Here is a 19558-nt window from a genome sequence, read left to right as displayed (position 1 = left end):
GCGGTGGCCGGCCGGCCACCGTCCCCCCGCACCACCCCGAAGGAGAACCCCCGCCATGCGATCCCGTCTCGCCTCGCTCCTGGCCGCGTCCGCGGCGACCGCCCTCCTGGCCGCCTGCGGCGGCGGCGAGGCCGAGCTGTCCGCGGCCGACGAGCCGCTGCGGGTGGGCGCGTCCCCGGTGCCGCACGCCGAGATCCTGCGCTTCGTCGACGAGAACCTCGCCGCGGACGCCGGTCTGGACCTCGACATCGTCGAGTTCACCGACTACGTGCAGCCCAATGTCGCCCTCGACGACGGGTCCCTGGACGCCAACTACTTCCAGACCGTCCCGTACCTGGAGGAGCAGGAGGCCAGCGCCGGCTACGACTTCACCCCGCTGGCGCCGGTGCACATCGAGCCCCTGGGCATCTACTCGCAGTCGCTGACCGACCTCGCCGCCCTCCCCGACGGCGCGACCGTGGCGATCCCCAACGACCCCACCAACGCCGCCCGGGCGCTGCGGCTGCTGGAGGCCAACGGGCTGATCACCCTGGCCGACACCGGCGACGCGGCGCCCACGTCGCTGGACGTCCAGGACAACCCCAAGGACCTGAAGATCTCCGAGGTCGAGGCCGCGCAGGTGCCCCGGTCGCTGGCCGACGTCGACATCGCGGTGATCAACGGCAACTACGCCATCGAGGCCGACCTCGTCCCGGCCGAGGACGCCCTGGCCCTGGAGTCGGCCGAGGGCAACCCCAACGCCAACCTGCTGGTGGTGCGGACCGGGACCGAGGACGACCAGCGGATCCAGCAGCTCGAGGGGCTGCTGCACTCCGACCAGGTGCGTCAGTTCATCGAGGACACCTACGAGGGCGCGGTCATCCCCGCCTTCTGACCCTCGCCGCAGCGGCCGGCCAGGCCCGGCCGGCCCCGGGCGCGGGACACGGGTCCCGTCCGCTCAGATGCCGGTCTCGGCCGGCAGGGCGCCCGCTGGACGGCGCGCACCAGGTCGGCGTGGTCGCGCTCGGTCTGGTCGGCGTACGCGCGGGCGAACCGGCACAGCGCACGGCGCACCTTGCTGCCGCCCCCGAGGTAGCCCGCGATCATCGACGCTCCGCTGGTGCGGGCGTGCCCCTTGGCCAGGAGGTAGCCGCAGATGCCCGCGTACGCCACGAGAGCGGTGGTGTCGACGCCGGCGACGGCGATCGCGCCCTTCATGTCCCGGAACTGGCGGACGTAGTACTGGACGTCGCCGACGCTCGTCCAGCCCAGGAGCGGGTCGCTGACGGTCTGCACCGCCTGCTGGTACTCCACGACGCGCTGGCCCTGGTGGGCGTGCCACGCCGACTCGCCGTGCACGAACGGCGCGACCACCGAGCGGCGGGCCTGCTTGAGCTGGAGGAACAGCACGTCGTCGGCGCTGCTCCCCTCGCACAGGGCCACCCACGCGCGGAGCCCGACCGATCCCACGCCGACCACCTTGTGGGCGATGTCAACCAGGCGGTAGCCGCCCACCACCCGGGCCCAGTGCGGCGGCAGCGTCGTCAGGTAGGCGTCCAGCGCCTCGGCCAGCTGCTCGGCCTCGGCCGGCTGCGGGCGGGTGATCAGCGGCGGCTCGGTCACGATCCTGCGCGCGCCGTCGCGCTCCTCGGTGATCCGGGGCAGTGCCCGGTCACTGGTCCGCTTGCGGGCCCGGCGGGCCGACGTCTCGATCTCCGTGCGCAGGTCCGCGCCGGGCGCCGTCCGCAGCATCCGGTCCACGTCGAGGTGCTCGTACGAGCGCGCGAGGAGCGGCTGCTCGGCCAGTGCGGTGATGTGCAGGCGGTACTCCTCGACGCACCGGGCCACCGCGTCGCCACACGCGGCCTCCGACGTCCCGTTCTCCCGGCCCGCCACCCAGACGCTGGCGGTGAGCCGGCGCAGGTCCCACTCCCACGCGCCGGGGTGCGCTTCGTCGAAGTCGTTGAGGTCGAACACGAGGTCGCGCTCGGGGGAGGCGTAGAACCCGAAGTTGCCGAGGTGCGCGTCGCCGCACACGACCGGCGTGATCCCGGTGGCGGGCAGCGCGGCCGAGTCCGCGGCGTGCACGTTGGCCGCTCCCCGGAGGAAGGCGTAGGGGGAGGCGATCATCCGCCCGACGCGCACGGGGACCAGCCAGTCCAGCCGCCCCTCGTGCGAGCGGATCACCTGGTCGACGACGTCCGGCCGGTCGGGCGGGGGCGTCCAGTCCCCGAGCGCGGAGCGTGGGGCGCGCCGGCGCAACCGTCGGCCGAGCTCGTACCGCTCCGCGCGCGGCGGACCGCTGTGCCGCAGCGAGGTGAACCCGCGGTGGTCGGCCGACGCGAGGACCGCGTGCGCCTGCGACCGCGCCTGTGTCCCGGTCACCGGACGAGCCTGGCAGCGCGCCGGTCGGAGGGCCAGGGGAGCGACCGGCGCGCGGACGTGCCGGCCGGTCGGTCCGGCCGTCGTGCTGTCACGGTGGGACACCCTGCGGCCGGAGGTCACCCCGGGGGATGACGGAGCACAGGGCCTGCCGAGCCGGCGAGCCGCGACGGGGCCGACCGACCCGGTCGTGACCGCGGTGGGGCGCACGGTCACCTCCCCGGGCGCGTCCCCCGACGCCGACGGCCCCGGCGGCGACGGCGAGCCGAGCCGGGGCGCCGCCTGTGACGATCCGGCCATGGCGGATCTGCGCACCCTGCTGGGCGACGTCGCGGCGCGGGCTGCCGACCACCGGGCCCGGGTCCGGGAGGTCGCGGTCTTCCCCCGCGGTGAGCCGGTCGCCGCGGTCCGCGCCGGACTCGGTTCGCTGCGCGACGAGGGCGCCGACCCGGCCGTCGTCCTGGCGGAGCTCGCGGCGGCTGTCGAGCCAGGCCTGGTGGCCACGACGGGACCGCGGTACTTCGGCTTCGTGGTCGGCGGGGCCCTCGACTCGGCCACCGCGGCCGACATGCTCGCCGTGGCGTGGGACCAGCCGGCGTTCAACGCGGTGACGTCGCCGGCAGCAGCGGTCGTGGAGGACGTGGCCGGCGCGTGGCTGAAGGAGCTGCTCGGGTTGCCGCAGACCGCGTCCACCGGGTTCGTCACCGGCGCCCAGGGAGCCAACACCGTGGGTCTGGCCGCGGCCCGGCACCGGGTCCTCGCCGACGCCGGCTGGGACGTCGAGCAGAACGGGCTCGCGGGTGCGCCGGCGGTCCGGGTGCTGGCGACAGGGGAGCGGCACGCGACGATCGACCGGTCGCTGCGCCTGCTGGGGCTGGGCGCGGGCGCCCTGCAGCCCGTCGCCACCGACGAGCAGGGCCGGATCGACGTCGCCGCGCTCGCCGGCGCGCTGGAGGGCGGTCCGCCGGGACGGGTCGTCGTCTGCCTGCAGGCGGGCAACGTGAACACGGGTGCCTGCGACGACCTCGCCGCCGCCGTCCCCCTCGCCCACCGGTACGGGGCCTGGGTCCACGTGGACGGCGCGTTCGGGCTGTGGGCGGCGGCGTCCCCGACCACCCGGCACCTGGTCGAGGGCGTCGCGGCCGCGGACTCGTGGGCCACGGACGGCCACAAGTGGCTGAACGTCCCCTACGACAGCGGCTACGCGTTCTGCGCCGACCCGGAGGCGCACCGGGCGGCGATGGCGTACACGGCTGCGTACCTGACCGGGCAGGGGCAGGGGGACCTGCGCGCGCCCGGGGACCACGTCCCGGAGTCCTCCCGCCGGGCGCGCGGCTTCGCGACGTGGGCCGCCCTCCGTGAGCTCGGGCGCTCCGGCGTCGCCGGGCTCGTGGAGCGCTGCTGCGCGCTGGCCCGCCGGTTCGCCGCCGAGGCGTCCGCCGTCGAGGGCGTGGCGGTGGTCAACGACGTCGTCCTCAACCAGGTCCTCCTCCGGTTCGGGGACGACGACGCGACGACCGACGCGGTGGTGGCCGCGGTGCAGCGCTCGGGTGAGTGCTGGATGGGCGCCACCACCTGGCACGGGATGCGGCTCATGCGGGTCTCGGTGTCGAACTGGTCCACGACGGAGGCGGACGTCGACCGAGCCGTGCGGGCGGTCGCGACCGCGTGGCGGGGCGCGCGCTGACCGGGAGGCACCGGGGTCAGCCGCCCACCACGGTCCCCGACAAGCCCGAGGGGCGTGCGCCGGACCCTGGCCGCGGTGCGTGCCGGCTCGCGTGGGTCTGCACGCGTCGTCGGCCGGCTCTAGTCTGCGGCCGTCGGCCCCGCAGGCGCAGGAGGACCCGTGCGCACCCTGCTCACCAATTTCCGCAACTTCGCCTTCTCCGGCAGCCTCATCGACCTGGCCGTCGGCCTGGCGATCGGGGCGGCGTTCGCGACGGTGGTCGAGTCGCTGGTGGGAGACGTCATCCTGCCGCTCGTCGCGGCGATCTTCGGGGAGCCGAACTTCGACGCCCTCGTGCTGACGGTGAACGGCGCGGAGATCCGCTACGGGTCGTTCCTGACGGCGCTGGTCTCGTTCCTGCTTCTGGCCCTCACGATCATGCTCATCGTCCAGGCCATCCGGCGTGCCACCGGCCGGGAGACCGCCGGCGCGCAGGGCAACCGGGAGTGCGACCACTGCAAGAGCTTCATCCCGGTGGACGCCGCGGTCTGCATGTTCTGCACCCGGGACGTCGACCCGATCGTCTCCTGACCGGCCCTCGCCGAGGACCTCGCGGGCGGGGGCGAGGGGCCCTGTCCGCGGCGCACCCACCGGAATACCGTCCGGTTCGGCTCCCACGACCGCCGGTCTCGAGCAGGTGGACCACGGGCGGACAGGAGGCACGCCATGACCCGGACCCGGACCCGCACCGTGCAGCGTCAGGCGATCGTGGCCGCCGTGCTGCTCGTCCTCGTCGCGACACCGACCGCGGCGGCCGGCGACGAGCCGGCGTCCCCGCGAGGTGATCCCGGGGTGGTGCTCAGCTGGAACGCCCTCACCTGGCGCACCGTCGGCGTCGAGGGCGAGAAGCCGCCGCCCGTGGCGCAGCTGTATCTCGGCCTGGTGTCGAGGGCCGTGTACGACGCGGTCGTCACCGCTGAGGAGGCCGATGTGCCCACCGCGTCCGACGTGGCCGCGGCGACCGCGGCGCACGACGTCCTCGTCCACTGGTTCCCGGCGTCCCAGGCCGCCCTGGACGCCGATCTCGCCGGCTGGCTCGGCACCGTCCCGGAGAGTGCCGAGCGGCAGAACGGCGTGCAGGTCGGGCAGGACGCCGCGGCGGCCCTCGTCGCCGCCCGCGCCGATGACGGGCGGGACGCGCCGATCATCCTCGACCGGCCCGCCGAGCCGCCCCCCGGGATGTGGGTGCCCACCGGCACCGGGGAGATGCAGGCCCCGTGGCTCGGCTTCACCGAGCCGCTCGTCGTCGACTCGCCGGAGGAGTACGCCACGGACGGGCCCGACCCGCTGGACAGCGAGGCGTACGCCGCGGACTTCGCCGAGGTGGCGGCGATGGGGTCCGCGACGAGCGCCGACCGGACGGCGGAGCAGACCGACCTGGCGCTCTTCTGGAGCGACAACCCGGCCCGGCAGTACCAGGACGCGCTGCGGGAGCGGGCCGCCCGCCACCAGCTGGACATCGTCGACACCGCGCGGCTGTTCGCCGCCGTCAACTCCGCCGGGGCGGACGCGGCGATCACCTGCTGGCGGGTCAAGTACGACACGCCCTTCTGGCGTCCGGTCACCGCCATCCAGCAGGCCGACCGGGACGGCAACGACGCCACCACGGCCGACCCGGCGTGGACCCCGCTGCGGTCGACGCCGCCGCACCCGGAGAACCCCAGCGGCCACGGCTGCCTCAGCTCGGCCGTCGCCGGGACCCTCGAGGAGATGTTCGGTCACGGGCAGTTGGACATGGAGATCCGCAGCACCGTCACGAACACCACCCGGGTCTACGACGACGCGGAGGCCTGGCTGGACGACATCGCCGACGCGCGGGTCTGGCTCGGCGTCCACTTCCGTGACTCGGTGGACGACGGCCGGGAGATCGGCGCCGGGGTCGCCGACGCGGTCGCCGACGAGTTCCGGCCGGCGGACGGCTGAGGCCGGCGCGGTCAGCGCGGTCCCGGGGCCCGCCCTCAGGACACGAGCCGGCGGTGGTGGCTTTCCCGCGCGGCGCCGGGGGGCCACACTCCCGGGTGCGGGGCGACGACACGGGATCCAGGCCGATGACCGCCGGAGGGACCACGATGCCCGACCACCCGATGCCCGACCACCCGATGTCCGACCACCCGGTGCTCGACCGCAGCAGGTTCCTCGAGGGGGCCTTCGCCCCGGTCACGGAGGAGGTCACCGCGTTCGACCTGCCGGTGACCGGATCCCTCCCCGCGGAGCTGCACGGGCGTTACCTGCGCAACGGGCCCAACCCCCTGGGCCTCGACGACCCGGTCCAGCACTGGTTCCTCGGCCCCGGCATGGTGCACGGGGTCCGGCTGCGGGACGGTCGGGCCGAGTGGTACCGCAACCGTTGGGTGCGATCGAGGCAGGTGGCCGAGGCCCTCGGCGAGCGGTGGGCCGGAGGGCCGGTGCACGCCGGCATGGACTTCGCCGCCAACACCCACGTCCTCGCCCACGCCGGACGCACCCTGGCCACCGTCGAGGGCGGCGCCCTGCCGTACGAGCTCACCGACGAACTCGAGACCGTCGGTCCGTGCGACTTCGACGGCACCCTGCCGGGCGGCTACGCCGCGCACACCAAGCTCGACCGGCGGACCGGGGACCTGCACGCCGTCGCCTACTTCTGGGGTTGGGACCACGTGCAGCACGTCGTCATCGGCCCCGACGGGCGGGTCAGCAGCACCGCAGACGTCCCGGTCGCGGACGGGCCGATGATGCACGACTTCGCCCTGACCGAGCGCTACGTCGTCCTGCTCGACCTCCCGGTGACCTTCAGCATGCAGGCCGCGGCCTCCGGCTCCTCCCTGCCCTACGGGTGGAACCCGGCGCACCAGGCGCGGGTCGGCCTGCTGCCCCGGGAGGGGAGCACCCGTGCGGTCCGCTGGTTCGAGGTGGACCCGTGCTGGGTCTTCCACACGCTCAACGCGTACGACGACGGCGACCGGGTCGTCGTCGACCTCTGCCGCTACGCGGGGTCCTACGACCTGTCCGCCCTGTCCGGGCAGGGCCGGCTGACGCTGGACCGCTGGACCGTCGACCCCACGACGGGGCGGGTGGGCCAGCAGCGCCTCGACGACCGCCCCCAGGAGTTCCCGCGCACCGACGAGCGGGTCGTCGCCCGGCCGTACCGCTACGGCTACAGCGCGGTGACCGGGGAGATCAGCCGCGCGACCGTGCAGGTGGACGGCACCTTCACGGACGGCGCGTTCGCCGACGCACTGCTCAAGCACGACCTGGCCACGGGCCGCGTCGAGGAGCACCGGTTCGGCCGGAACGCGACCGTGGGCGAGGCCGTGTTCGCCCCCTCGGCGCCCGACGCGGCCGAGGACGACGGCTACGTCCTGGCCTTCGTGCACGACCCCGACCGGGGAGCGGCGGACCTGGTCGTGCTCGCGGCCCAGGACTTCGCCGGCGGCCCGGTCGCCCGCGTCCACCTGCCGGCACGGGTCCCGCTCGGCTTCCACGGCAGCTGGATCGCGGACGGGTGAGCAGCGGGGCGCGAGGGCTGCCGCCGGGTCGGCCGAGTGCGGAGCCGCTGCGACCACACCCCCGATCCCCGGTCACCCGAAGGCATGGACGGTCCGGTCCAGGTACGCGTTCCGGAACGCGCCCCGCGGGTCGAGCCGGCGCACGAGTGCGCGGAAGTCGGGCATCCGCGGGTACAGGCTCTCCAGCTCACCTGCGTCCGTGGTGAACAGCTTGCCCCAGTGCGGTCGGGCAGCGTACGGGCGGAGCGCGGCCTCGATCTCCGGCAGCAGGGCCACCACACGCGTCTGGTCGGGGACCCAGGTGAAGTGCAGCGCCAGGACGTCCCCGCCGTGGGCCGGGCTCAACCACAGCTCGTCGGCGGCAACGGTGCGGATCTCACTGACCTGGAGCAGCGGTGCGATCCGGTCGGCCATGGCGCGCAGCGCCTCGCAGGCCCCTCGCCCGTGCCGCCGCGGCACGAAGTACTCGGACTGCAACTCCTCCCCCCTGCTCGGGGTGAAACCGGCCCTGAAGTGGGGGAGGCGCTCGTGCCACTCGCCGGGGACACCGAGCTGCTCGGTGAGGTTCTCGACCGGCATGTCCTTCAGCATGTGCGTCGGTGCCGTCGCGGCGCGGGCCCCGAAGAACTCCTCGGGTGCCACATCGAGGTCCTCCGTGCGCGACTTGACCCACACCTGGGTGACGTCGTGCCAGTCGGTGAAGACGCTGACGCTGTAGGCGGCGTCCGCCACGGCGTCCAGATCCGTGAACAGGCGGTCCCAGGTGAGTCCGAGGTAGACGGTGTTGTGCACGTCGAAGGTGGGCTGGACGCGCAGTCCGATCCGCGTGACGATGCCCAGCGCCCCCAGGTGGACCACGGCACCGGGGAAGTCCGGCTCCTCGGGGCCGAGCGCGATGACCGCCCCGTCGGATCCGACCATCTCCAGGCCGGCCACGGACGTGCTCAGCGAGCCGTTGCGGTTGCCGGAGCCGTGGGTGCCGGTGGCAGTGGCCCCCACGACGGTGATGTGGGGTAACGAGGCGAGGTTCGGCAGCGCGAGGCCGTGCTCGGCGAGCTCGGGGACGAGCTGGCTGTACCTGGTCCCACCCGAGACCCACGCGGTGCCTGTGCCGCCCCCGCCGAGCCGGTCGATCTCGACCTCGGGGTCGAGGGCGTCGAGCACCACCAGGTCGGCGGTGGTGTCGGCGATGTCGTTGAAGCAGTGCCGGGAGCCGAGGACCTTGACCCGCTCGCTGCCGGCGACGATCTCCTGGACCTCGCTGACGGTCGTGGGCCGGTGGATCCGCGCGGCCCGGTAGGTCAGGTTCCCGGCCCAGTTCCGCAGCTGCCGAGGCGTCGACGTGGACGTCGTGTTCCGGTTCTCCGGCATGCCTGTCGAGACCATCTCCCAGCGGGTCGGTGGGAGCCGACTGTACTGCCCCGTGCCGCGACAGGACCGTGGCGTGCGGGGTCCGCGCGCTCGCGGTACCGGTGCCCCACCCCGGCCGCAGGGACCCTCCCGTCCCCGCACGTGCCGCTGGCCGAGCAGGTCGCCGCCGCCGAGGTGGTCGGTCCGGGCTCACCCGGGCTCGGACTCGTGCCCGGCCGGAACGGCCCGGACGAGGCCCCGGTAGGCATCGGCGGCCCGGATCCGGCCGTTGACGACATCGTGGATGGTCCGCGCGATCGGCATGTCCAGTCCGTGCTGGTCGGCCAGTTCCACCACCGTGGACACGGTCCTCACGCCCTCGGCGACCATGCGCATCTCGCCCAGCACCTCGTCGAGCGGCCGGCCCCGGCCGAGCTGCTCGCCGACGTGGCGGTTGCGGCTCTGCGGACTCATGCACGTGGCCACCAGGTCGCCCATGCCGGCCAGCCCGGCGAGGGTGGCCGCCTCGCCGCCCATCGCCACGGCCAGCGTGGTGAGCTCGGCCAGGCCGCGCGACATCACCGCGGCCCGCGTGCTGTCACCGACGCCCAGGCCCTGGGCCATGCCGGTGGCGATCGCGACGACGTTCTTGAGGGCGCCGCCGATCTCGCAGCCGATGACGTCGTGGTGGGTGTACACGCGGAAGACCCCGCGGCGCACCTCCTGCTGCAGCGCCGCGGCGACCGTCAGGTCCTCCGTCGCGATCACGCTGGCCGCCGCCTGGCCGGACATGATCTCCCGCGCCAGGTTGGGGCCGGTCAGCGCGGCCGCTGGGTGCCCGGGCAGCACGTCCGTGATCACCTGGGTCATGCGCAGGTGGGTGCCCCGCTCGAGCCCCTTGCTGAGGCTCACCACCGGGATCCACGGCGCCAGGTGCGGCCGGACCCGCCCCAGGGTCTCGCGGAATGCGCCGGTCGGCACTCCCACCACCAGGAGTTCGGCGTGCGCGGAGGCCTGCTCGAGGTCGGCTGTCGCTCTCAGCCGTGCGGGCAGCCGCGCATCGGGTAGGTAGGCGACGTTGGAGCGCTGTTCGTTGACCTCGGCGGCCACCTCGGGATTGCGTGCCCAGAGCAGGACCTCGTGGTCACGTCGGCACATCAGCGCGGCGACCGTCGTCCCCCACGAGCCGGCCCCGAGCACGGTCACCCTCATCGACGCCTCCCCGACGGCCGTGCCCCAGGGCGACGGCCGGGCCCGTACCGGTCCCCAGCCCGGACAGGATCGTGGCGGCCGGGTCGCCGGGCCAGTACCGGCCGCACGGACAGGGCGACGTCCTCGTCCGTGCGCGGGGGTGGATCCCGCGCGAACGGTGGAGCGGACCGATCCCCGGCGGGGGCGCGGTGTGCCGGCGCCGTCGGGCCGGTGGCAGGGGCGTCGTCCTGCCCCTGTCCCAGAGGGGCGGCCGGGATCTCGGGCGGAATGCCGGCCGACGTGGCCGGGAACGGGGGCGCGAGGGCACCATCGGGGTGTCGCCGACGAGCACCGCCGGCGTCGGGAGGACGCTCGCAGCCCGGGAGCGGGTACGGAGGCGCGACGATGGCGCGGAGTGACTTCCACGTGGCGATGACGAACGCACTCGACCTCGCCATGCCCCCGGAGGTGCCGCAGGAGTACGACATCGAGGCCGTGGTGGACCAGTGCATCGCGCTGCTGGAGCGGGCGGGATGGCGGTTCACCCGGACCCGACCCGCCAGGACGGCGCCCGGCCGGCACGCGCCACGACCGGCGTGACGGGGCCGTGAGCACGGGGAGGCGCAGGGTCATCTCGCCGGGCGCGTCCCCGGGTGGCGGCGGTCCCGGCCGACGGAGGGGCCCGCGCCGCGGCACGGCCCTGTGACGATCGGGCCGGTCCCGCCAGGGAGGCTCCGATGACCGCACCCGCCACGGCCCCCGTCGCGCCGGCAGCCCGGACCCCCGACCCCTCCGGCGTCCACGCCGTGGTGGGCGCCGGGGGCGCCACCGGCCGGCGGCTCGTCGCGCACCTGCACGCGGCCGGGTACCGGGTGCGCGCGGTGACCCGCGACGGCCGCGACGTCGGCACGCCGGGTGTGGAGACCGCGGCGGCGGACGCCACCGACGGCGCGACGCTGGCCGGGGCCTGCCGGGACGCGGCCGTCGTCTACCACTGCGTCATGCCGGTGCTCGCCCGCTGGACCCGTGAGTTCCCCGTGGTCACCGACGCCCTGGTGGAGGCCGCCTCGCAGGTGGGGGCGCGACTGGTGTACGCCGACGACACCTGGATGTACGGGCGGGTCGACGGTCCGATGACCGAGGACACCCCGTGGCGGCCGGTGAGCACCAAGGGCGTGCTGCGCGCCTGGATCGCCGAGCGGGTCCTCTCCGCCGGTGCGGCCGGACGCCTGCAGGTCGGCGTCGTCCGTGCGGGGGAGCTCTACGGGCCCGGCGTCCGGTCGGTCGTCGCGGGCAACGTGTTCCGCGCGGCGCTGCGCGGGTGGCCGGTGCAGTGGCTCGGCGACCCGGACCTGCCCCTGACGCCCACGTTCGTCGACGACTTCGCCGCCACCCTGGCCGCCGCGGGGGCGGGGGACAGCGCAGGAGCGGCGGTGTGGCACGTGCCCCACCCGGGGGTGACCACCGGCCGGGCGCTCGCCGCGGAGGCGTGCCGGCAGGCGGGCACCCGGCTCCGGCTGGTACGGCACGGGAGCCGCCGGGTGCGCGCGCTCGGCTCCGTCGTCCCGCTGGCCCGCGAGGGAGCCGAGATGGTGTACCAGTTCGAGCAGCCGTTCGTGGTCGACGGCAGCCGGGCCGCCCGGGCCTTCGGGCTTCCGGCGACCCCGTACGAGGAGGGCGTGCGCCGGACCCTGGCGGCCACCTCGGCTCCCGGCCGCTGAGCCCCGACCGGCGCCCCGGGGTCAGCCGCCGGGCCGGTCCGCGGACGGCCGGCCCGGGAGGGCCCGGCCGAGGACGAGCGCGCCGACCCCGGCGAGCACCACGCTGAGCAGGGCGACCCGCAGGCTGGTGGCGTCCGCCAGGGCGCCGATCAGCGGCGGGGACACGAGGAAGCCGATCCGCAGCAGCCAGTTGATGACCGCCAGTCCGACCCCGTGCGGCAGCCCGGGCAGCTCGTCGGCGGCCTGGTAGACGGCCGGGATCAGGGTGGCGACGCCCAGCCCCGCGAGGGCGAACCCGGCCAGCGTGGCGGGCACCGACGGCAGTGCCAGGGCCAGGCCCATCCCCGCTGCGGCGAGCCCTCCGCCGGCCCGGGCCACCCGGCGCCGGCCGAACCGGTCGACGACCCGGTCGCCGGTCAGCCGCCCGACGGTCATCGCCACCGACAGGGCGACGAAACCCAGCCCGGCGGTGGCCGCGCCGGCCGCCAGTTCGGTGCGCAGGTAGAGCGCGCTCCACGAGGCGCCGGCGTCCTCGACGAACGCGCCGCACGCGGCGAGCACGCCGAGCACCGCGAGCGCCGGGACGGCGGCCCGCCGCCGCGGGCGCTCGCGCGGTACGTCCGCGGCGACGGGGTCGGGCTCGTCGCGTCCCGGCAGCACCGCCCGGGAGGCGGCCACCGCGACGGCGCCGAAGACGACGGCCGAGACCGCGAGGTGGGTCCCCAGCGGCACCCGCAGCCCCGCCGCGACCGAGCCGAGCAGCCCGCCGACGACCGCGCCGATGCTCCAGACGCCGTGGAAGGCGTTGATGATGGAGCGGCCGTAGAGCCGCTGCACGCGCAGCCCGTGGGCGTTCTGCGCGACGTCGACGACCGCGTCCAGCGCCCCGAGCACCAGCAGCGCCGCGGCGAGCCCGAGCCAGTTCGGCGCCACCGCCACCGTCCAGACGGTGACACCGAGCAGCACCAGGCCGTAGGAGGCCACCCGGCCGGAGCCGAACCGGCGGATGAGGGCGGCCGAGGACAGGCCGGCCAGCAGCGCGCCGAGCGGCACGGCCGCCAGGGCGGTGCCCAGGGCGGTGCTGCTCAGCCCCAGCTGGGCCTTCACCTCAGGCAGGCGCGGCACGAGGCCGGCGTAGAAGACGGCGTTCAGGAAGAAGCAGGCGGCGACGGCCGCGCGGGCACGGCGCAGCGGCGCGGTGGCGGTGTCGGTGAGGGTCACGGGGTCCTTCGGGAGGGTCAGCCGGCGAGCCGGTGCAGGGCGGAGCGGATCTGGCCGGCGTCCATGGGGTCGGTGGAGAGGGCGCTGTGCAGGACGAGCCCCTCCACCAGCGCGTCGACCTCGCGCGCGGTCACCGGGTCCAGGTGGCGCTCCAGGCTGCGGCGGCTGCGGGACATCCAGTCCTGGGTGACCGCGCGCAGCGCCGGGTCGCGCGCTGCGGCGACGTAGAGCTCGACGGCCAGCACCAGATCCCGCTGGGAGCCGAGCAGGTCGCCGGTGAGGTGGTCGACCAGCGCCTCGAGCGCCGCCGCCCGGTCCGGTGCCGCGCGCATGCGCTCGTCGAAGCGCTCGGCGACGACGTCCACGTACCGGGTGAACGCGGCGGCCAGCAGCTCGGTCAGCGAGGCGAAGTGGTAGGTCAGCGACCCCAGGGGGACGTCGGCGGCGCGGGCGATCGCCCGGTGCGTGGCGGCGGTGACGCCCTGCTCGGCGATGACGTCGAGCGTGGTGTCGACCAGCCGGTCGCGCCGGCCCGGGTCGTGCCGGCGGGCCCGCCGCGCCGGGGCCGAGGTCACCGGCCGGGCCCGTCGAGGGTGCGGACGACGCGGGCCGGGTTGCCGACGGCGACCACGTTCGGCGGCAGGTCGCGGGTGACCACCGCTCCTGCGCCGACGACGGTGTTCTCGCCGATCGTCACGCCGGGCAGCACGATGGCTCCGCCGCCGACCCAGACGTTGTCACCGATGGTGATCGGCTCGGCCGCCTCCCACTTGGCCCGTCGCGGCTCGGGGTCGACGGGGTGGGTCGGGGTCAGGAGCTGGACGTTGGGCCCGATCTGGACGTCGTCCCCGATGGTGATGGGGGCGACGTCGAGGGCGACCAGGCTGAAGTTGGCGAAGCAGCGGGCACCGATGCGGACGTGGCTGCCGTAGTCGACGAAGAAGGGCGGCCGGATCTCCGTGCCCTCCCCGACGGCGCCGAGCAGCTCCTCCAGCAGCCGGCGGCGCAGGGGGCCCTGGCGGACCGTGGTCGCGTTGTAGGCGTCGGCCAGGTCCAGCGCCCGGGTGCTGGCCTCGCCGAGCTCGGGGTCGTCGGTGACGTAGAGGTCGCCGGCGAGCATCCGCTCGCGCATGGTCCGGGTGTCGTCCGCGTCGCGCCGCAGGGTCATAGGAACGAGCGTACACATCGGTCCGAGCCGGTGCGGCGGCTGCTGAGGGACGCCGGATCGCGTGCCGGTGCTGGACGGCCGGCTCGCCGCTCCGCACGACGGACCGCCGGCTACCGCTCCTGATCGGCGTCCGCCTGATCCCGGAACTCCCGGAAGGCCGCGAACGCCCGGGCGCCGTACACGGTGCCCGGACCGCCGTTCATCGCGATCGCGACCCCGAGCGCCTCGGCGACCTCCTCCTCGGTCGCGCCGGTGCGGACGGCACCGCGGGCGTGCGAGGCGATGCAGCCGTCGCACTCCTTGCTGACGGCGATGGCGAGGGCCATCAGCTCCTTGGTCTTCTGGTCCAGCGCGCCGGCGGCGTAGGCGGCGGCGTGCATCTGGCGGTAGCCGTCGTAGACCTCCGGGATCGCGCGACGCAGCGCGCGGCCCGGTTCACGGAGCTCTTCCTGGACCGCCTGGCCGTAGCTCATGACCCGATGCTGGCACCGGCCCGGCATCCGGGCTCGGTGACCGCGGCGACCAGCCGGAGCGGGACGGCCGGGCGGACGTGCGCCCGGTCCGCGCCCCGGCACAGGGCTGACGACGCCTCGGGCGTCAGCGTCCGGCCGGCCACCGAGTACGGGCCGACGGTGCCCGAGCCGCCGCCCTACGACGTGCTGCTGCGGTCGGCCTCGGCGGCGAGAACGGCGTCGTCCCGGCTGGCGAAGGGCCCGGCCGTGCGGCCGTCGGCGCGGCACGTCCACCGGTAGCCGTCGGGCATCTGCTCGATGAGGTAGCCCTCCGGGTCGGACGGGCCGTGGCCCGGGCGTTCCCATGGGTCGGTCATGCGAACTCCAGGTTCTTGAAGCGCACCCCGGCGGACGCGCCGCCGAGGTGGACGACCGGCACGGGGCGGAGGGTGGTGTCGGCGACGCTCAGGCTCTCGCCGCCGCCGCGGGTGAAGAGCAGGCCCGCTCCGGAGACGGTGATCTGGAGCGGCACGTAGACGCCTGTGTCCAGCGCCGTTCCCCCGGTCGAGGACGCCAACGGAGTGGCGACCCCCTCGACGACCCGGTCGACGTCCAGGGTGCCGTCTCCCCGCAGGAGGAAGAGGTAGCCGTCGGCGCCGGTCGACGAACCGGACGACGGTCGGTACGGGTGGTCGTCGGTGCTCAGGAGGACCCACCCGCAGCTCGTGCGGCTGCCGGCGCAGGTCTCGTCCATGCGGAGGTCGAGGCGCAGCGTGAACGCGGCCGGGTCCGGCGGTGCCAGGAAGCCCATCAGCGTGGAGGTGGCGGTGCCCGAGACGTCGAAGCCCCAGGAACCGTCGTCCGCGTAGAACCGGCCGCGGCCGGCGTCCGCCAGCATCCCGGGCAGCCAGACCTGACGGGCGAACAGGTCCGAGGCGCGCCGCCCCGCGTCCCCCGCGACGTAGACCGGGTCGTCGGAGAAGATCGCGTCCACGCCGTCGGCGACGACGACGTCGCGCTGGTGTCGGCGGTTGACCGTGTGACAGGCCACCTCGATCCCCGCCGCGTGCGCTCGGGCACACACCGCCGAGGTGACGTGACGCGCCTGCGGGCCGATCCAGCCGATGCCCTCGGCGGCGGCCCGGACGACGTCGGTGCTGCCGAGCCAGATGACGTCCCACCCCCGCGAGCGCGCCAGCCGGCAGTCGGCCAGCGCGTAGGACTGGAGCAGGACGGACGCCGGCCTGATGCCGCGTCGCTCGAGCGCGTCGATCATCGGCCCCATCGCGTCGCTGCTCTTGGCCTCGGCGCAGAGGAGGACACGGTTGCCGAACTCGGTCAGCACCTCCTCGAACAGCGGAGGACGCAGCCCGTCGGGCCACCCTCCGCCGAGGGTGGCCGAGGCGTCGATGTCGAGCTGCTTCCAGGACACCGACGTGTGGTCGGCGACGTTGCCGCTGGAGGTGGTCATGCGGTCCACGGTGCCGTCGTGCATGACGCCCAGACCGCCGTCGGCCAGCGTGGACACGTCCTGCTCGATGACCGGCAGCCCTTGGCCCACCGCGACCCGATAGCCCTCCATGGTGTGCTCCGGGACCTGCATGGCCCCACCGCGGTGGGCGATGACGAACGGCCGGCTCAGGTCGGCGAAGTCCACGGGGTGATCCTGGGGCCCCGGCCGCGCGGCTGGGGCGCGAGCGGCCGCCGGGCTCGAGCTCCGTCCTCGGTCGCGCGCGCCGGCGCCCCGGAGCAGGATCGCCCCGGCGGGACCCCAGGGCGACCACCGACGACGCCGGGGTCGGGGACGGGGAGGGGTGGTGCCGTGATGGCGGTCAGCGAGGACGACCTGCGGCGGCGGTGGTCCGACGGGCAGCCGTGCCACGGCCTGTGGAGCACGCTGCCCGGTGCGGTGACCGGCGAGGTGCTGGCACGGACCGGAGCCGACTACGTCGTCGTCGACCTGCAGCACGGCGCTGTGGCCGAGGCAGAACTGCCGGGAGTCATGGCGGCGATCACCGCGGCGGGCTCGGTGCCGCTGGTCCGCACCCGCAGCCCGGCCTTCCCCGACGTCGGACGCCCGCTGGACCTGGGCGCCCGCGGCGTCATCGTGCCCAACGTGCGCGACGCCGACCACGCCCGGGAGGTCGTCGCCGCCTCCCGGTACGCCCCCGCCGGCGGGCGGTCGATCGGACGGCTCTCCGGTGGGGCGGACCAGCCCCTGGTGATCGTGATGGTGGAGGCCGCCACCGCGCTGGACGACCTCGACGCCGTCCTCGCCGTCGAGGGACTGGACGGCGTGTACGTCGGCCCGGGCGACCTCTCGCTGTCGTTGGGGCTGACCGGCGAGGAGCACCGGGAGGAGCTGCGCGGCGTCCTGTCCTCGATCGTCGCCCGGGCCGGCGCCGCGGGCGTGCCCGTCGGCGTCCACGCCTACGGCGGTGAGGAGGCCGCCGGGTACGCCGCCGAGGGCGCGACGATCGTGACCGTCGCCGTCGACGCCTCCTCCCTGCGCGAGGTCGTGACGCGCCACCTCGGCGTCGCCCGCGGCCACCCCGAGCCGGACCCGGGGTGACCGTCGGCGACCCTGTCGCCCTCACCCGCACCGTGACGGGATACTGCTCCGGACGCGGTCCACCGGCGGTCCCGCGCTGGAGGAGGCCCGGAACCGTGCCCAGAGCCCTGCTGCTGGAGAACATCGACCCGGTGGCGGCGGACCTGCTCGGCTCGGCCGGCTACGAGGTGGAGTCGCTGCGGGGAGCGCTGGACGAGGCCGGCCTGGTCGCCGCGCTCGACGGCGTCGACGTGCTGGGCATCCGGTCGAAGACGCAGGTGACCGCGGAGGTCGTGCGCCGCCGTCCCGGCCTGGCGGCGGTGGGGGCCTTCTGCATCGGCACCAACCAGATCGACCTGGCCGCGGCCGCTGCCGTGGGGGTCGCGGTGTTCAACGCGCCGTACTCCAACACCCGCAGCGTGGTGGAGATGGCGATCGCGGAGATCATCTGCCTGGCCCGGCGGCTGGTCGACCGCGACCGCGCGCTGCACGCCGGCACGTGGGACAAGTCCGCGGCCGGCAGCCACGAGATCCGCGGGCGGACGCTGGGCATCGTCGGCTACGGCAACATCGGCAGCCAGCTCTCGGTGGTCGCCGAGGCGCTGGGCATGCGGGTGCTCTTCTACGACCTGGAGGACAAGCTCGCGCTCGGCAACGCCGAGGCCTGCAGCAGCCTCGAGGAGCTGCTCGAGCGGGCGGAGACAGTCACGCTGCACGTCGACGGGCGGGCCGGCAACGCGGGGCTCTTCGGCGCCGAGCAGTTCGCGCGCATGCGCCGGCGCAGCCTGTTCCTCAACCTCTCGCGCGGGTTCGTCGTGGACCACGAGGCACTGCGCGACCACATCCTCAGCGGCCACATCGCCGGGGCCGCGGTCGACGTGTTCCCGGACGAGCCGCGTGAGCAGGGCGACGCGTTCGGCTCCGTGCTTCGCGGGCTGCCCAACGTCATCCTCACGCCGCACGTCGGCGGGTCGACCCAGGAGGCCCAGCACGACATCGGGCGGTTCGTCGCCGGCAAGCTGGTCGACTACACCGGCTCCGGGACGACGACGCTGAGCGTCAACTTCCCCGCCGTGGCCCTGCACGGCTCCTCCGCGGCCCGGTTCGGGCTGCTGCACAGCAACGTGCCCGGGGTCCTCGCGCGCGTCGACGCGCTGGTCGGCGAGCACGGCCTGAACGTGGACGGCCAGGTGCTGGCCACCCGCGGCGAGCTGGGGTACGCGGTCACCGACGTCAACGCGGCACTGCCCCCGGACCTGCTGGCCGCCCTCGGGGCGCTCCCGGAGACCGTCCGCCTGACGACCTTCGAGGACCGGACCGGCTGACCACCCGGGGTGGCCGCGCCGTTGAGCGCGGCGTGGGCGCCGTCGCCCCGCCCGGCCGTCACATCCGCAGGTGGGCCGGCTGGCCGGTCGACGCCTCGACGTCCTCCGCGGCGGTCTGGAGCAGCCGGTGGCTCAGGTCCGAGAGCGCTCGTGCGACGGCGATCTCGTCGCCGATCTCGGGGACGTCCCGGTCGCCCGGGTCGAGACGGGCGAGCCCGACGCCGACCATCCGCTCGGTGTCCCGGGTGTGCAGCCGGGCCACCGCGCGGGTGTGGCCGTCGTGCTCGTCGATGTCGATGGTGACCGTCCACTGCGCGGCCTGGTCCACGTCGTCCTCCCTCGTCCGGTGTCCCTGCACCGACCCTCCGTGTCCCTGCACCGACCTTCCGCTCCCGCCCAGGGCCGCGACGCGGCCGAACGGCCACGCCGCCGAGGTCCTTGGGCCCTCGGGGCGCGGACAGGTCGACCCGGACTCCAGCCAGACCTCCCGGCCCGTCGGTCCGACCCCCAGGACGGGACGTCAGAGGACGTAGGTCGCCGACGGGAGGGACCTCTGCTCGGTGCGCAGCGGGAGCGCGGCGCCCGAGCATCGGTCACGCCGGGACTCCGGGAGCGGCCCGGAGCGGCTGTCCGAGGGAGTCGGTCCGCATGATGGGTGGGTACGACTGGGAGCACATGGGCGGTTGGGGCTGGGTGGCCACGACGCTCGGCAGCCTGCTCCTCCTCGGGCTGCTCGGACTCGTCGCCTGGTTGGTGGTCAGCGCCGTCCGGCGCCCCGGGGGCGGCCCTCTGACGTCCATGCGCACCACCGGGCAGGACACGGCCGAGCGGCTGCTCGCCGACCGGTTCGCCCGTGGCGAGATCGACGAGGACGGGTACCGCAAGCGGCTGGCCACGCTGAGGAGCGTCGGCACGGGTCCCGGCACCCGGTGAGCGCCGATGTGGGTGCTCACCGCTGACGCGCACGACCCGCGCAGCGGTTCCCGAGGGCAGACCCACGGTGACCG

At 75.2% G+C, this 19558-nt stretch carries 20 protein-coding genes; 10 read left to right on the top strand and 10 right to left on the bottom strand.

Annotation, left to right across the window (positions count from 1 at the left end; genetic code table 11):
• The first annotated feature begins 55 nt into the window (after positions 1-55).
• On the top strand, positions 56-874 hold the full coding sequence (locus ACU610_RS08505) for a MetQ/NlpA family ABC transporter substrate-binding protein (protein WP_446767270.1): 819 nt from the start codon (positions 56-58) through the stop codon (positions 872-874).
• On the opposite strand, the gene ACU610_RS08500 is transcribed toward ACU610_RS08505, so the two are convergent.
• Positions 844-2364, bottom strand: coding sequence for a DUF2252 domain-containing protein (locus ACU610_RS08500; protein ID WP_446767269.1), 1521 nt, complete (start codon positions 2362-2364; stop codon positions 844-846). The two genes, ACU610_RS08505 and ACU610_RS08500, sit on opposite strands and share 31 nt — an antisense overlap.
• A 295-nt stretch (positions 2365-2659) precedes the next feature.
• On the opposite strand from ACU610_RS08500, the gene ACU610_RS08495 reads away from it, so the two are divergent.
• The 4 genes from ACU610_RS08495 to ACU610_RS08480 all read left to right on the top strand — a co-directional run bounded on the left by ACU610_RS08495 (position 2660) and on the right by ACU610_RS08480 (position 7572).
• The gene (locus ACU610_RS08495; RefSeq protein WP_446767268.1) at positions 2660-4048 is read left to right on the top strand and encodes a pyridoxal phosphate-dependent decarboxylase family protein; all 1389 of its coding nucleotides are present in this window, start codon (positions 2660-2662) and stop codon (positions 4046-4048) included.
• A 159-nt stretch (positions 4049-4207) separates the two neighbouring features.
• Entirely contained in the window at positions 4208-4618 is a 411-nt protein-coding gene (mscL, locus tag ACU610_RS08490) for a large conductance mechanosensitive channel protein MscL (RefSeq protein WP_446767267.1), read from the top strand.
• 135 nt (positions 4619-4753) lie between these two features.
• Complete coding sequence (locus tag ACU610_RS08485; protein ID WP_446767266.1) at positions 4754-6010, top strand: vanadium-dependent haloperoxidase; 1257 nt, start codon at positions 4754-4756, stop codon at positions 6008-6010.
• A gap of 125 nt (positions 6011-6135) precedes the next feature.
• Complete coding sequence (locus ACU610_RS08480; protein ID WP_446767265.1) at positions 6136-7572, top strand: carotenoid oxygenase family protein; 1437 nt, start codon at positions 6136-6138, stop codon at positions 7570-7572.
• A gap of 72 nt (positions 7573-7644) precedes the next feature.
• Here ACU610_RS08480 and ACU610_RS08475 read toward each other — a convergent pair whose 3' ends face one another.
• Together ACU610_RS08475 and ACU610_RS08470 are read right to left on the bottom strand one after the other, a co-directional pair.
• Positions 7645-8943 carry a D-arabinono-1,4-lactone oxidase gene (locus ACU610_RS08475; protein WP_446767264.1) on the bottom strand — a complete coding sequence of 433 codons (1299 nt, stop codon included), beginning with the start codon at positions 8941-8943 and terminating at the stop codon, positions 7645-7647.
• 189 nt (positions 8944-9132) lie between these two features.
• Complete coding sequence (locus ACU610_RS08470) at positions 9133-10134, bottom strand: NAD(P)H-dependent glycerol-3-phosphate dehydrogenase (protein WP_446767263.1); 1002 nt, start codon at positions 10132-10134, stop codon at positions 9133-9135.
• Between the two features lie 384 nt (positions 10135-10518).
• Here ACU610_RS08470 and ACU610_RS08465 point away from each other — a divergent pair, with 384 nt between their 5' ends.
• Positions 10519-10713 (top strand): hypothetical protein, encoded by a 195-nt coding sequence (locus ACU610_RS08465; RefSeq protein ID WP_446767262.1) that lies wholly within the window; start codon positions 10519-10521, stop codon positions 10711-10713.
• Positions 10714-10850: 137 nt separating this feature from the next.
• Positions 10851-11834, top strand: coding sequence for an NAD-dependent epimerase/dehydratase family protein (locus ACU610_RS08460; RefSeq protein WP_446767261.1), 984 nt, complete (start codon positions 10851-10853; stop codon positions 11832-11834).
• 21 nt (positions 11835-11855) lie between these two features.
• Here ACU610_RS08460 and ACU610_RS08455 read toward each other — a convergent pair whose 3' ends face one another.
• From ACU610_RS08455 to ACU610_RS08430, 6 genes are all read right to left on the bottom strand, one after another.
• Positions 11856-13055, bottom strand: a complete 1200-nt coding sequence (locus tag ACU610_RS08455; RefSeq protein WP_446767260.1) for an MFS transporter — start codon at positions 13053-13055, stop codon at positions 11856-11858.
• Between the two features lie 17 nt (positions 13056-13072).
• A complete protein-coding gene (locus tag ACU610_RS08450) occupies positions 13073-13630 on the bottom strand; it encodes a TetR/AcrR family transcriptional regulator (RefSeq protein WP_446767259.1) in 558 nt (185 codons plus the stop codon).
• Positions 13627-14223 carry a sugar O-acetyltransferase gene (locus tag ACU610_RS08445; protein ID WP_446767258.1) on the bottom strand — a complete coding sequence of 199 codons (597 nt, stop codon included), beginning with the start codon at positions 14221-14223 and terminating at the stop codon, positions 13627-13629. The genes ACU610_RS08450 and ACU610_RS08445 overlap by 4 nt, the downstream gene beginning before the upstream one ends.
• 110 nt (positions 14224-14333) lie before the next feature.
• The gene (locus tag ACU610_RS08440) at positions 14334-14696 is read right to left on the bottom strand and encodes a carboxymuconolactone decarboxylase family protein (RefSeq protein WP_446767257.1); all 363 of its coding nucleotides are present in this window, start codon (positions 14694-14696) and stop codon (positions 14334-14336) included.
• Between the two features lie 176 nt (positions 14697-14872).
• Positions 14873-15052, bottom strand: a complete 180-nt coding sequence (locus tag ACU610_RS08435) for a hypothetical protein (RefSeq protein WP_446767256.1) — start codon at positions 15050-15052, stop codon at positions 14873-14875.
• Positions 15049-16332 carry a glycerophosphodiester phosphodiesterase gene (locus tag ACU610_RS08430; protein ID WP_446767255.1) on the bottom strand — a complete coding sequence of 428 codons (1284 nt, stop codon included), beginning with the start codon at positions 16330-16332 and terminating at the stop codon, positions 15049-15051. The genes ACU610_RS08435 and ACU610_RS08430 overlap by 4 nt, the downstream gene beginning before the upstream one ends.
• A gap of 168 nt (positions 16333-16500) precedes the next feature.
• Between ACU610_RS08430 and ACU610_RS08425 the strand changes: the two genes are divergently transcribed.
• Together ACU610_RS08425 and serA are read left to right on the top strand one after the other, a co-directional pair.
• A complete protein-coding gene (locus tag ACU610_RS08425; protein WP_446767254.1) occupies positions 16501-17247 on the top strand; it encodes an HpcH/HpaI aldolase family protein in 747 nt (248 codons plus the stop codon).
• A 95-nt stretch (positions 17248-17342) separates the two neighbouring features.
• Positions 17343-18551 carry a phosphoglycerate dehydrogenase gene (serA, locus tag ACU610_RS08420; RefSeq protein WP_446767253.1) on the top strand — a complete coding sequence of 403 codons (1209 nt, stop codon included), beginning with the start codon at positions 17343-17345 and terminating at the stop codon, positions 18549-18551.
• Between the two features lie 58 nt (positions 18552-18609).
• On the opposite strand, the gene ACU610_RS08415 is transcribed toward serA, so the two are convergent.
• Positions 18610-18879 (bottom strand): DUF1876 domain-containing protein, encoded by a 270-nt coding sequence (locus ACU610_RS08415; protein WP_446767252.1) that lies wholly within the window; start codon positions 18877-18879, stop codon positions 18610-18612.
• 320 nt (positions 18880-19199) lie between these two features.
• On the opposite strand from ACU610_RS08415, the gene ACU610_RS08410 reads away from it, so the two are divergent.
• Positions 19200-19484, top strand: coding sequence for a hypothetical protein (locus ACU610_RS08410; protein WP_446767251.1), 285 nt, complete (start codon positions 19200-19202; stop codon positions 19482-19484).
• Positions 19485-19558 lie beyond the last annotated feature (74 nt).

The organism is Geodermatophilus sp. URMC 61 (genome assembly GCF_052931555.1).
This window is presented reverse-complemented; position numbering and strand designations above follow the sequence as displayed.

Excerpts from the sequence above, each read along its gene's own strand:
- ACU610_RS08505 (WP_446767270.1), top strand. The coding sequence starts at position 56 with ATGCGATCCCGTCTCGCCTCGCTCCTGGCCGCGTCCGCGGCGACCGCC.
- ACU610_RS08495 (WP_446767268.1), top strand. The coding sequence starts at position 2,660 with ATGGCGGATCTGCGCACCCTGCTGGGCGACGTCGCGGCGCGGGCTGCC.
- ACU610_RS08485 (WP_446767266.1), top strand. The coding sequence starts at position 4,754 with ATGACCCGGACCCGGACCCGCACCGTGCAGCGTCAGGCGATCGTGGCC.
- ACU610_RS08480 (WP_446767265.1), top strand. The coding sequence starts at position 6,136 with ATGACCGCCGGAGGGACCACGATGCCCGACCACCCGATGCCCGACCAC.
- ACU610_RS08475 (WP_446767264.1), bottom strand. The coding sequence starts at position 8,943 with ATGCCGGAGAACCGGAACACGACGTCCACGTCGACGCCTCGGCAGCTG.
- ACU610_RS08470 (WP_446767263.1), bottom strand. The coding sequence starts at position 10,134 with ATGAGGGTGACCGTGCTCGGGGCCGGCTCGTGGGGGACGACGGTCGCC.
- ACU610_RS08465 (WP_446767262.1), top strand. The coding sequence starts at position 10,519 with ATGGCGCGGAGTGACTTCCACGTGGCGATGACGAACGCACTCGACCTC.
- ACU610_RS08460 (WP_446767261.1), top strand. The coding sequence starts at position 10,851 with ATGACCGCACCCGCCACGGCCCCCGTCGCGCCGGCAGCCCGGACCCCC.
- ACU610_RS08445 (WP_446767258.1), bottom strand. The coding sequence starts at position 14,223 with ATGACCCTGCGGCGCGACGCGGACGACACCCGGACCATGCGCGAGCGG.
- ACU610_RS08440 (WP_446767257.1), bottom strand. The coding sequence starts at position 14,696 with ATGAGCTACGGCCAGGCGGTCCAGGAAGAGCTCCGTGAACCGGGCCGC.
- ACU610_RS08435 (WP_446767256.1), bottom strand. The coding sequence starts at position 15,052 with ATGACCGACCCATGGGAACGCCCGGGCCACGGCCCGTCCGACCCGGAG.
- ACU610_RS08425 (WP_446767254.1), top strand. The coding sequence starts at position 16,501 with ATGGCGGTCAGCGAGGACGACCTGCGGCGGCGGTGGTCCGACGGGCAG.
- ACU610_RS08410 (WP_446767251.1), top strand. The coding sequence starts at position 19,200 with ATGATGGGTGGGTACGACTGGGAGCACATGGGCGGTTGGGGCTGGGTG.